The sequence below is a fragment of the Brevundimonas albigilva genome (assembly GCF_023503965.1).
Taxonomy (GTDB): Bacteria; Pseudomonadota; Alphaproteobacteria; order Caulobacterales; family Caulobacteraceae; genus Brevundimonas; species Brevundimonas albigilva.
Genome location: NZ_CP097298.1, coordinates 78,202 through 89,266, shown reverse-complemented (window position 1 = coordinate 89,266; position 11,065 = coordinate 78,202). Strand labels below are relative to the sequence as shown.

General features: G+C 69.7%; 10 protein-coding genes and 1 pseudogene. 5 read left to right on the top strand and 6 right to left on the bottom strand.

Annotated features, from left to right (window positions below; translation table 11 throughout):
* Positions 1–101: 101 nt before the first annotated feature.
* The 3 genes and pseudogenes from trpC to MU852_RS00445 form a co-directional block, all read right to left on the bottom strand.
* A complete protein-coding gene (gene trpC / locus MU852_RS00455; protein ID WP_249750608.1) occupies positions 102–896 on the bottom strand; it encodes an indole-3-glycerol phosphate synthase TrpC in 795 nt (264 codons plus the stop codon).
* Positions 893–1,929, bottom strand: a pseudogene (trpD, locus tag MU852_RS00450) (anthranilate phosphoribosyltransferase). Before trpD ends, trpC begins: the two are co-directional and overlap by 4 nt.
* A 1-nt stretch (position 1,930) precedes the next feature.
* Complete coding sequence (locus tag MU852_RS00445; RefSeq protein ID WP_249750607.1) at positions 1,931–2,521, bottom strand: anthranilate synthase component II; 591 nt, start codon at positions 2,519–2,521, stop codon at positions 1,931–1,933.
* 107 nt (positions 2,522–2,628) lie between these two features.
* On the opposite strand from MU852_RS00445, the gene MU852_RS00440 reads away from it, so the two are divergent.
* Positions 2,629–2,820 (top strand): peptidoglycan-binding protein, encoded by a 192-nt coding sequence (locus MU852_RS00440; protein WP_249750606.1) that lies wholly within the window; start codon positions 2,629–2,631, stop codon positions 2,818–2,820.
* Here the strand turns inward: MU852_RS00440 and trpE are convergent.
* Together trpE and MU852_RS00430 are read right to left on the bottom strand one after the other, a co-directional pair.
* Complete coding sequence (trpE, locus tag MU852_RS00435) at positions 2,817–4,340, bottom strand: anthranilate synthase component I (protein ID WP_249750605.1); 1,524 nt, start codon at positions 4,338–4,340, stop codon at positions 2,817–2,819. The two genes, MU852_RS00440 and trpE, sit on opposite strands and share 4 nt — an antisense overlap.
* On the bottom strand, positions 4,337–6,244 hold the full coding sequence (locus MU852_RS00430; RefSeq protein WP_249750604.1) for a peptidylprolyl isomerase: 1,908 nt from the start codon (positions 6,242–6,244) through the stop codon (positions 4,337–4,339). The genes trpE and MU852_RS00430 overlap by 4 nt, the downstream gene beginning before the upstream one ends.
* Before the next feature lie 139 nt (positions 6,245–6,383).
* Between MU852_RS00430 and tpiA the strand changes: the two genes are divergently transcribed.
* The 4 genes from tpiA (at position 6,384) to MU852_RS17130 (ending at position 9,621) form a co-directional block, all read left to right on the top strand.
* Entirely contained in the window at positions 6,384–7,133 is a 750-nt protein-coding gene (tpiA, locus tag MU852_RS00425) for a triose-phosphate isomerase (protein ID WP_249750603.1), read from the top strand.
* Positions 7,134–7,197: 64 nt separating this feature from the next.
* Positions 7,198–7,617 (top strand): preprotein translocase subunit SecG, encoded by a 420-nt coding sequence (secG, locus tag MU852_RS00420; RefSeq protein ID WP_249750602.1) that lies wholly within the window; start codon positions 7,198–7,200, stop codon positions 7,615–7,617.
* Positions 7,618–7,738: 121 nt separating this feature from the next.
* A complete protein-coding gene (pyrG, locus tag MU852_RS00415; RefSeq protein ID WP_249750601.1) occupies positions 7,739–9,391 on the top strand; it encodes a CTP synthase in 1,653 nt (550 codons plus the stop codon).
* A 101-nt stretch (positions 9,392–9,492) separates the two neighbouring features.
* Positions 9,493–9,621: a hypothetical protein gene (locus MU852_RS17130; protein WP_283843709.1), complete on the top strand. Its 129-nt coding sequence runs from the start codon at positions 9,493–9,495 to the stop codon at positions 9,619–9,621.
* 30 nt (positions 9,622–9,651) lie between these two features.
* Here MU852_RS17130 and MU852_RS00410 read toward each other — a convergent pair whose 3' ends face one another.
* The gene (locus MU852_RS00410; RefSeq protein ID WP_249750600.1) at positions 9,652–11,004 is read right to left on the bottom strand and encodes a hypothetical protein; all 1,353 of its coding nucleotides are present in this window, start codon (positions 11,002–11,004) and stop codon (positions 9,652–9,654) included.
* Positions 11,005–11,065 lie beyond the last annotated feature (61 nt).

Here is an 11,065-nt window from a genome sequence, read left to right as displayed (position 1 = left end):
CATACGCTCTTTCCGTCGAATCGGAACGAGCCGTGAACATGTGGCGATGTTCTGTAAGTGTTCCTTCCTAATGTCAACTTAACGGCGTTCGCCGCCGGACATCAGGCGGCCAGCAGGCTGCGGGTGGCGGCCTCCACATCGGCCTGCCGCATCAGGCTTTCGCCCACCAGAACGGCCTGGGCGTGGGCGGCCGAGACGCGCTGAACGTCTTCGGGTGTGAAGATGCCGCTTTCGGCCACCAGCAGGGCCTTGACCGGGCTGAGCATCGAGAGCCGCTCGGTCGTTTCGAGATCAACCTCGAAGGTGCGAAGGGAACGGTTGTTGACGCCCACTAGATCGCCGCCCAGAGCGCAGGCGCGCGCCATTTCGATCTCGTCGTGGGTTTCGATCAGGGCGTCCATGCCGAACCGCTCGGCCTCCGCCAGCAGCTCGGCGGCCAGGGCGTCGTCCACCATCGCCAGGATGATCAGGATGCAGTCCGCCCCCAGCGCGCGGCTTTCGGCCACCTGCCAGGGGTCGACCAGGAAGTCCTTGCGAAGACAGGGCAGGGAGACGGCGGCGCGCGCCTGGGCCAGGAAGGCGTCGTCGCCCTGGAAGCTGGGGCCGTCGGTCAGAACCGACAGACAGGCCGCGCCCCCGGCCTCATAGGCGCGGGCCAAGGCCGGCGGATCGAAGTCGGCGCGGATCAGGCCCTTGGACGGGCTGGCCTTCTTGATCTCGGCGATCAGGGCGGGACGACCGGTTTCCTCGACCTTGCGATCCAGGGCGTCGCGAAAGCCGCGCGGAGCCGAGGCGGCCAAGGCCAGCGCCTCGATCGCATCTTGGGAACGGGCGGCCTTGCGCGCGGCGACGTCCTCGCGCTTGTAGGCGGCGATGCGTTCCAGAACGTCGGTCATTGGTCCTCGTCCGTTTCCGGGGGCGTGGAGGTGATGCGGGCCAGGCGCTCCAGCGCCTGCGCGGCCCGGCCGTCGTCGATGGCCGCCGCCGCGAGCCCCGCCCCTTCGGCCAGGTCGGCGGCCCGATCGGATACCACAAGCGCGGCGGCCGCGTTCAGCAGCACAATGTCGCGGTAGGCGCCGGCCCGCCCCTCGAGCAAGGCGCGCAAGGCGGCGGCGTTCGCCTCGCCGTCCCCGCCGCGAATGGCGTCCAGCGGCGCGCGGGGCAGGCCGGCCGCCTCGGGCGTCACCTGGAAGCGGCGAACCGCGCCGTCCTTCCATTCCGCCACCTCCGTGGGACCGGATGTGGCCAGTTCGTCCAGGCCCTGGCCGTGGACGGTCCAGGCCCGGATCGCCCCGAGGCGACCCAGCACCTCGGCCAGCGGCTCCAGCAGGCGCGGATCATAGACGCCCATGACCTGGCGCTTCGCCGACGCGGGGTTCGAAAGCGGTCCCAACAGATTGAACACCGTGCGAAATCCGATTTCCGCCCTGACCGGTCCGACGTGGCGCATGGCCCCGTGGTAGGCCGGGGCGAACAGGAAGCAGATGCCGGCCTCGTCCAGCGCCCGCCGCTGCTGTGCGGGCGACGCCGTCAGGTTCACGCCCAGGATCGACAAGACGTCGGATGATCCTGATTTCGAAGAGATCGCGCGGTTACCATGCTTGGCGACCTTCAGCCCCGCGCCAGCGAGCACAAGCGCCGCGGCGGTCGAGATGTTGTAGGTGTGCTGGCCGTCCCCGCCTGTGCCGCAGGTGTCGATCACCTCATACGGATGGTCCAGCGTCAGGGCGGCGTCGCGCAGGCGCCGGCGAAGGCGGCGATCTCGTCGACGGTCTCGCCCCGGATGCGCAGGGCGGTGACGGCGGCGGCGACCTGGGCGGGCGTCGGTTCGCCGCGCAGGCAGGCGGCGAAGAAGTCGTGCGCCTGTTCGGACGTCAGCGGCTGGCCCTCGACCAGGCGGGCCAGGATCGGCTTGAACCCGTCGGCCACGTCAGGCGGCCGCGAGGCGCTTGACGCCAGCGATGTCCAGGAAGTTCGCCAGCATGGCGTGGCCGTGCTCGGTGGCGATGGATTCGGGATGGAACTGCACCCCGTGAATCGGCCGGCTGCGGTGCTGCAGACCCATGATCTCGCCGTCCTCGGTCCAGGCGGTGACCTCCAGGCAGTCCGGCAGGGTTTCGCGCCGCACGGCGAGCGAATGATAGCGCGTGGCCGTAAACGGCGACGGCAGGCCGGCGAACAGGCTGCGCCCGTCGTGAAGGATGGGCGAGGTCTTGCCGTGCATCAGGGTCTTGGCGCGCACCACGTCGCCGCCGAAGGCCTGGCCGATCGATTGGTGGCCCAGGCAAACGCCCAGGATCGGCATGTCGATCGGCGCGCGCTCGATCAGGGGCAGGCAGATTCCGGCCTGGTCCGGCGCGCACGGTCCGGGCGACAGCAGCACGGCCTGGGGGTTCAGAGCCCAGGCCTCGTCGACGCTCAGGTCGTCGTTGCGCACGACATGGGTCGGCGCGCCCAACTCCGCGAGGTAGTGGACGAGGTTGTAGGTGAAGCTGTCGTAGTTATCGACGACGAGGATCATGTCCCGGCTTCTAGGCCCGCGCGCCGCCCGCGCCAAGCCGGCGCGGCGGTAAAGCGCACGTTAACCGTCACGGTCGCCCAATGACACGACAGGAAAGGGCCGACGGCATGATCGATCTGTCCGCACACATCGCCGCGGCCAAGGCGCTGCTGGCCTCTCCCAAGGTCGATCCGCCCAGCGGCCTGGCGGCGCTTGGCGCGGCGACCCTGGCCGCCGCGGCCGCCATCGCGATGGCCGGGGTCGTGGTCCTGGGACCGGGCGTGGTCATCGACGACCCCTCGATCGTTCTGTCTCGCTAGACGGCGTCGATCCGAAAGCGCCAGGCGTCCTCGGCGGCCCGCATGGGCGCGCGCGCCTTGTGGCGGGTCTCGGCGTATTCGGCGGCCGGATCGCTGTCGGCGACGACGCCCGCGCCCGCCTGGACGAAGATGCGCTGGTCGGCGAACAGGGCGGTGCGCAGAGTGATGCAGATGTCCGCCTCGCCGATGGCGGAAATGTAGCCGACGCCGCCGCCATAGCCGACGCCGCGCTTCTCGCCTTCCAGCTCGTCGATGATCTCCATCGCGCGGACCTTGGGCGCTCCCGACAGGGTTCCGGCGGGCAGGGCGGCCAGCAGGGTGTCGACCGCATCCAGCTTCGGATCCGCCTTGCCGCGCACGTTGGAGACGATGTGCATCACCTGGCTGTAGCGCTCGACGACGAAGCTTTCCGTCACCTCGACGGTGCCGGGCGCGGCCACGCGGCCGACGTCGTTGCGGCCCAGGTCCAGCAGCATCAGGTGTTCGGCGCGTTCCTTGGGATCCGCCAGAAGCTCGGCCTCCAGCGCCTTGTCGAGCTCGGGCGTCGCGCCCCGCGCGCGCGTTCCGGCCAGCGGGCGGATCGTCACCTCGCCGTCCTTCAGACGGACCAGGATTTCAGGGCTGGAACCGGCCAACTGGAAGCCGTCGAAGTTCAGGTAGAACAGATAGGGCGAGGGGTTCTGCCGCCGCAGCGACCGGTAGAAGGCGAAGGGATCGTCGCCCCACGGCGCCGAGAAGCGGTGACTGAGCACCACCTGGAAGATGTCGCCCGCCCCGATGTAGTCCTTTGCGCGCGCGACCATCGCGCCGAACGCGGCCTCGTCCACCGCGGAGGCGAAGAGGGGCGGCGGCGTCTCCTGCACCGGCGCGCGCGGGGGCAAGGGTTGACGCAGGGCCGCCTCGAAGGCGTCAAGGCGGCCCTGGGCCTGCTCCAGCGCCCGGGCCGGATCGGCGCCGGCATCTGGATAGGCGGCCGCCACCAGCACGATCTCGTGCTTCACGGAATCGAAGATCGCCACCAGCGAGGGGCGGGTCAGGACGGCGTCGGGCAGGTCCAGAGGATCGGGATTGGCGGCGCCCAGCGGCTCCAGCAACCGGACCACGTCGTAACCGAACACGCCGAACAGGCCGGCCGCCATCGGCGGCAGATCCTGAGGAAGGTCGAAGCGCGAAGCGGTGATCAGAGCCCGCAGCGAGTCCAGAGCGGGCGCCGGCTCGGCCTCGAACTTGGCCGAGGCGATGGCGTCCGCGCCCCGGGCGATCTCCGCGCGATCGCCGCGGCATCGCCAGACGACGTCGGGGTCTAGGGTCAGGATCGAATAGCGCCCCTTGACGGCCCCGCCTTCGACCGACTCCAGGAGGCAGGCGTAAGGTCGGTCGCGGCCCAGCTTCAGGAAGGCCGAAACCGGCGTCTCCAGGTCGTCGATGACCCGTCGGACCAGCACCTGGGGCCGGCTGGCCGTCAGGCCGGCCAGGAATTCCAGAGCCTCGACGTCGCCCCCGGTCGACCGCGTCGTCATTGCGCCGGAGCGGGCGTCGCGGGCTGATCCGGCAGGCCGAGCGCCTGACGCGCCAGCACGGGATCGTTCTTGGCCTTGGACCGGGCGGCCCCGGCGGTGAAGGCGCTTTCGGTCAGGCCCTGCGCCAGGTCCTGCGCGATGCGCGAGCGGGCGGCCTCGGCGGCGGGGCCGGCGACGGACGGCTCGGCGGCATGGACCTGATCCACGCGACCGACCACATAGCCGGTGTCGGAGGGCTGGGCGAAGACCTGGCCCTTGGCCTGGCCGAACAGCCCCTGCAGCGCGCCCTGGCCGACGGCTTCCTGGGTGGCGCGGTCGCGGCCGACCCGCTGGCGAGACACCAGGGCGGCGCCGGCCGAGCGCGCGACGGCGGCGATGTCCTGACCGCCGCGCACCTGGCCGGCCAGTTCCTCGGCCTTGGCCGAGACGCGGCGCAGGACCTCGCGGCGGGTCCACTCCTGGGTCAGGGGCGCGCGCACCTCGTCCAGCTTGGGCAGGGCGGCCGGGCGGATGTCGTTCACGCGCACGGCGAAATACTGGCCCTGACCGGCGTCTATGACGTCGCTCTCTCCGCCCTTGGTCAGGCCCCAGGCGGTCGAGAAGACCTGTTCGGGGGCGTTCAGGGGCTGCCCGTTGGGCAGACGGCCGTCCTGGGTGACGGGCGGCAGGTCGACGATGCGGGCGCCGGCCTCACGCGCGGCGTCGGCCAGGGTCTTGCCGTCCTGACGCGCCTTTTCGAACTTCTGGACGCTCTCATAGGTCGCGCCCTTGGCGTCTTCCTCGCGCAACTCCTGAACGATCTGCTCGCGCGCGCTGTCCAGCGTGGCCGGTTGCGGCGCCTGGATGTCGGTCACCTTGGCCACCGCGAAGCCCACGCCGGCCTGGATCGGATCGGACACCTGGTCCTTCTGCAGGCCGAAGACGGCGGCGGCGACGGCGGGGTCGCCCACGGCGGTGCGGGGCGAGCCGGCGAATTCGGCCGGACGCACATTGTTGGCGCGGCCCGCATCGGCCGGCGACTGGCCGGCGCGCAGGGCGGCGGCGATCCTCTGCGCCGTCTCGCGATTCGGCGCGGTCAGGGTCACGAAGGTGCGGGTCTCGGGACGGCCCAGGCTGTCCTTCTTGAACTCGAAGCGTTCGCGAATGCGGTCTTCGGAGATCGCCGCGGTGCGGGTGGCGGCGTCCGGGCTGAACAGCACGACCGAAACCATCCGGAACTCGGGGCTGCGCAGCCGCGCCGCGTTCTCCTGGATGAAGGCGTTCAACTGGGCGTCGGTGGGGGCCGCCGGGCGCTCGATCATCGAGTCCGTGACCTGGAACCAGCGGCCGTCGCGCGTCTCGAAGGCCTGGCCCGCGAGAACGGCGCCATAGATGCGCGGGGCGCGGACGCCCGCCTGCAGGGCCGCGCCGAAATGTTCGGTCGCATACTGGTCGCGCAGGTCCTGCTCCAGCATGGCGGGGGTCAGGTTCTGCTGCGCCAGCGCGCTCTCATAGGCCTGCTGGTCGAACTGGCCCGTGACCTGGTTGAAGAAGGCCGGGATCTGGCGGATCTGCTTGACGATCAGTTCCTTGCCGGGACGGATGCCCGCCTCCCAGGCCCAGTTCAGGAAACCCAGCTGCTGGGTCTGGCTTTCCAGGAAGCGCCCGGGGATGTTCTCGGCCACCAGGTCCTCGTTGGTCACGGGACGGCCGGCCTGCTCCTGGATATTCGCGCGCACCCGGTCGAACGCGGCCCGGAACTCCGCTTCGTTCATCGAGCGGGAGCCCGCGTCGATCACATGCTTCGGCCCCAGGTTCGAGAACACGTCCATGCGCGCGCCCACGATCACGAAACTGATGGCGATCAGGACGAGCAGGGCCGCGGCCCACTTGGAACGGGAGAAGGCGCGGAAGGCGGTGATCATTCGAGAATCCCGGGACTGGCCGAGGTTGGCGTCACTGCGGCGTATAGGCGGGCGAGGGGCCTGCCCGCAAGGACGGCATGATGGCGGCAATGCGGCGCGCCCCCTTGGCTTGTCGTTCCGGGGCGCCTAGACAGGCGGCATGAAACAATCCGTGAAGTTGGTGGTCGGCAATTGGAAGATGCACGGCCTGTCAGGCGCGCTGGATCAGGCGTCCAGCCTCTCGCGGGCGCTGGTCATCGACGCCGGCGCGATCCGCGTGGGCCTCTGTCCGCCCGCGACGCTGATCGACCGCATGCGCGGCGTGCTGAAGGGCGGCCCCGTGGAACTGGGTGGGCAGGATTGCCATGCCCAGCCGCAGGGCGCGTTCACGGGGTCCGTGTCCGCGGAAATGCTGGCCGACGCCGGCGCGCGCCTGGTGATCCTGGGCCATTCCGAGCGCCGCACCGCCTTTGGCGAAACGGACCGCGATGTCGCGGAGAAGGTCGAGGCCGCCGTGGCCGCCGGACTGGAGCCCATCGTCTGCGTCGGCGAAAGCCTGGCTCAGCGCGAGCGGGGCGACGCCGTCGCGATCGTGACGGCCCAGGTCGCCGCCTCCCTGCCGGACAGTCTGACTGAACAGCCCTTCGCCGTGGCCTATGAGCCGATCTGGGCCATCGGCACGGGCCTGACGCCGACCCTGGAGCAGATCGCCGAAATGCACGCGGCGATCCGATCGGCCGTCGTCGAACGCCTGGGACAGGGCGCGGGCCGCGCGCCGATCCTGTACGGCGGCTCCGTCAAGCCGGACAACGCGCGGGCGATCCTGTCCACGCCGGAGGTGGGCGGCGCCCTGGTCGGCGGGGCCTCCCTTCAAGCCGAGGATTTCCTGGCCGTCATTCGCGCCGCGTGAGGTTTGCCCCCGACAGTCTTCGGTGATAGAGGCCGCCGCTTGATCGGCGCGCGCTCGCGCCCACATGAACGAAGCCATGCTCCAGACCATCCTGCTCGCCGCCATCATCCTGGTCGCCATCGCCCTGACCGGCGTGGTGCTGTTGCAGCGCTCCGAAGGCGGCGCGCTGGGCATGGGCGGGGGGCCGTCGGGCTTCATGACCGCGCGGGGCGCGGGCAATCTTCTGACCATGACCACCTGGTGGCTGGCGGCGGCGCTGTTCGCCCTGACCATCGTGCTGACGGTCGTGGGCAACATGGACCGGGCCTCGCAGTCGGTGATCGACGCCGATGCGGTCGGCGCCCTGGCCACCACGCCCCAGACCCAATCCCAACAGCCCGCCCAGCAACAGCCGGCGACGCCGGCCCAGCCCGCCGCGCCTTCGCTGGACGACCTCGAGGCCAGCCTGCCGTCCGCGGCGCCGGCCCAACCGCCCGCCCAGTAACGGCGGCGACCCGACCGACTTCCCGAAAGCGCGCCGCAGGGCGCGCTTTCTTCTTTGATCAACAGTTCGATTCGCGACGGCCGATGCCGCCCGCGCGAATCATGGAGTAAGGTGTCCGCCCATGGCTCGCTATGTGTTCATCACCGGCGGCGTGGTTTCCTCGCTTGGAAAAGGCCTCGCCTCCGCCGCTCTCGGAGCGCTTCTTCAGGCGCGCGGATACAAGGTCCGCCTGCGCAAGCTGGACCCCTATCTGAACGTCGATCCGGGCACGATGAGCCCGTATCAGCACGGCGAGGTCTTCGTCACCGACGACGGGGCCGAGACCGACCTGGACCTGGGTCACTACGAGCGGTTCACGGGGGTGTCGGCCGCCAAGTCCGACAACATCACCACGGGCCGCATCTATTCGACCATCCTGGAGAAGGAACGGCGCGGCGATTACCTGGGCGCGACGGTCCAGGTCATTCCGCACGTCACCGACCAGATCAAGTCCTTCTGCCTGACGCCGGCCCTGACCGACGACGGCGAGGACGTCGATTTCGTCCTGGTGGAGATCGGGGGCACGGTCGGCGACATCGAGGGCCTGCCGTTCTTCGAGGCGATCCGCCAGTTGGGCCAGGATCTGCCGCGCGGCCAGTCCTGTTTCGTCCACCTGACCCTGCTGCCCTTCATCAAGACCGCCGGCGAGATGAAGACCAAGCCGACGCAGCACTCGGTCAAGGAGCTGCGCTCGATCGGCATCCAGCCCGACATCCTGCTGTGCCGCTGCGAACAGCCGATCCCGGCCGACGAGAAGCGCAAGATCGGCCTGTTCTGCAACGTGCGCGAAAGCGGCGTCATCCAGGCGATGGACTCCGCCGACATCTACGCTGTCCCGCTGGACTATCATCGCGAGGGGCTGGACCGCGAGGTCCTGGCGCACTTCGGCATCACCGACGCGCCGGAACCCGACCTGTCCGGCTGGCAGGAGATCGCCCGCCGTCGCCTGCATCCCGACGGCGAGGTCACCGTCGCGGTCGTGGGCAAGTACACGGTGCTGAAGGACGCCTACAAGTCGCTGATCGAGGCGCTGCATCACGGCGGCGTGGCCAACAACGTGAAGGTCAATATCGACTGGGTCGAGGCCGACACCTTCGAAGGCGATCCCGAAGCCTGCGAGGAGCGGCTTCAGGGCGCCCATGCGGTCCTGGTGCCGGGCGGCTTCGGCGAGCGCGGGTCGGAAGGCAAGATCGAGGCGGCGCGCTTCGCCCGTGAGCGGAACATTCCCTATTTCGGCATCTGTTTCGGCATGCAGATGGCGGTGATCGAGGCGGCGCGGAATCTGGCGGGCTATCCGAAGGCGTCATCGACCGAGTTCGGTCCGACCGACGAGCCTGTCGTCGGCCTGATGACGGAATGGACGCAGGGAAATCAACGCGTGTTGCGCCAGCAGGGCGGCGACCTGGGCGGAACCATGCGCCTGGGGGCCTATGAGTCGACGCTCAAGCCCGGCTCCAAGATCGCCGAGATCTACGGCTCGACCGACATCAGCGAGCGGCATCGCCACCGCTACGAGGTCAACATCAACTACCGCGAGGCCATCGAGGAGAAGGCGGGACTGATGTTCGCGGGCCTGTCGCCCGACGGCGTCCTTCCCGAAACGGTCGAGCGCACCGACCATCCGTGGTTCATCGGCGTGCAGTACCATCCGGAACTCAAGAGCCGCCCGTTCAAGCCGCACCCCCTGTTCGCCAGCTATATCGCCGCCGCGCTCGTGCAGAGCCGCCTGGTCTAGGGCGCAAAACCGCGTTCACGGAGCCGCGATTCCACCCGGCCCGCATCTTGCTGTATCCTTGGCCGTGGGATCGGAATGATCCATCGGCTGTGGGATCGTCGATGATCGGCGAATTGCTCTATCAGTTGCACCGCCATTTCCGGGTGGTGATGGCCATCGGCGCGGTGGCCAGCCTCGCGGCCTTCGGGGTGCTGGGATACGCCACCCTGTCGTGGCTGACGGCGGCATAGGGGCCCGCCGTCGGACGGGCCCCGTTCGGCCTATTCGATCTTCAGCCGCACAAACACCATCGCGCCGTCGGGATCGCCGCCGTAGAGCGGCTCCAGCGGCCCGGGAACCTGATTGACGGCGTACAGCCCGCCCAGGCCCAGGCGGACGCGCGGCGCGACGCGCCAGTCGCGAACCAGCCCCAGCGACGCCTTCGACACCGTATAGAGCGGGCCGTGGCCCCCGTGGAGGCCAGGAACCAACTCGTCGGTCTCGATACGCTCGGCCCGGCCGAAGACGGTCCAGCGGTCGTTCGGGTGAACCGCCGTTTCCACCAGCCATCCGTCCTTGGACTCGCCGTGGTCGTTGGTCTTGCGTCCCCACGCCAGGGTGGAGGACCACCAGCCGTCGGCGGCCAGCCGACGCGTGTGCAGGACGCTGGCCGACCATTTCGTCTCGTCCTCGTCGGGCTCCAGTTGTTCGGGCGCCGAGACGTCGGCGTAGGACAGCTGCGCGGCCCAGTCGGCCGCCGGGTTCCAGGACGCGCGCACCGACCAGCTGTCCAGCCGGGGACTGTCGACGCCCCATCGTTCCTCGTCCGGCTCCCGCCCCTTGAAGGCCGATGTCTCGATCTTGAACCGGTCGTGCGCCCAGCCCAGCGTGGTCACGCCGAAGACGATATGGGTGGAATCCAGCCAGTGGTGGGTGATCGGCGCCTCGGGGCTGTCCATCGCGCTCATGCGGTGCATGAAGGCCGGCGGCCCGAAGGCCGGCTCGCCGGGCAGGCCGACGTAGGCGTAGATGCTGTCCTTGTCCGACAGCCGCCGGGAATAGCTGGCCGACAGCTCCATGAAGAAGTCGTGCGGATGCTGGCGATCCACCAGCGGGCTGACGCCGTCCGCGGTTTCGCCGGCCGCCAGCAGCAGGGGATAGCCGTTCTTGCCCATGAGCGGGTCGGGGCTGAGCATGGCCCGCAGGTTCAGCGTGGATCGGTCGTCGAGGTCGCGTCGCGCCGAGGTCATCAGCATCCCGGAAACGAAGGTCTTGTCCCCGCCGCGCGGGCCGGACTGGGTGTCGTACACGAGGTTCAGCACGGCGTGGCTCATCACGGTCCAGTCGCCGGCGGCGGCATGGACGCCGCCGTGCTCGCCCAGGTCGGGCTGCCAGCTGGTGCCCGAGGCGTCGCGCGTGATGGGCCAGGGACCGTAAGGGCTGGTCATCGGCATGTCGTGACCGACGTGGGTCGCCGATGGCTTCGTGTCGTGGTCCTGATGATCCGCGTGCTGAGCGTCGCTGGGGACCGGCGTAGGATGGTGGTGCGAAGGGTCCTGCGCCGCGACTGCATTGGCGAGCGCGAGCAGGGATGCGCCGGCGGACAGGCCGGCGAGGGTGCGGATAGCCGTCATGGCTTCCTCCGTATGATCGTGAAAGGAGCGCGTCCGACGGACGCGGGCTTCAGACGATCGG

Coding starts and splice junctions, on each gene's coding strand:
- MU852_RS17130 (WP_283843709.1), top strand. CDS start 9,493: ATGATCGGCGAATTGCTCTATCAGTTGCACCGCCATTTCCGGGTGGTG.
- MU852_RS00410 (WP_249750600.1), bottom strand. CDS start 11,004: ATGACGGCTATCCGCACCCTCGCCGGCCTGTCCGCCGGCGCATCCCTG.
- secG (WP_249750602.1), top strand. CDS start 7,198: ATGAACGAAGCCATGCTCCAGACCATCCTGCTCGCCGCCATCATCCTG.
- MU852_RS00440 (WP_249750606.1), top strand. CDS start 2,629: ATGATCGATCTGTCCGCACACATCGCCGCGGCCAAGGCGCTGCTGGCC.
- pyrG (WP_249750601.1), top strand. CDS start 7,739: ATGGCTCGCTATGTGTTCATCACCGGCGGCGTGGTTTCCTCGCTTGGA.
- trpE (WP_249750605.1), bottom strand. CDS start 4,340: ATGACGACGCGGTCGACCGGGGGCGACGTCGAGGCTCTGGAATTCCTG.
- MU852_RS00445 (WP_249750607.1), bottom strand. CDS start 2,521: ATGATCCTCGTCGTCGATAACTACGACAGCTTCACCTACAACCTCGTC.
- trpC (WP_249750608.1), bottom strand. CDS start 896: ATGACCGACGTTCTGGAACGCATCGCCGCCTACAAGCGCGAGGACGTC.
- MU852_RS00430 (WP_249750604.1), bottom strand. CDS start 6,244: ATGATCACCGCCTTCCGCGCCTTCTCCCGTTCCAAGTGGGCCGCGGCC.
- tpiA (WP_249750603.1), top strand. CDS start 6,384: ATGAAACAATCCGTGAAGTTGGTGGTCGGCAATTGGAAGATGCACGGC.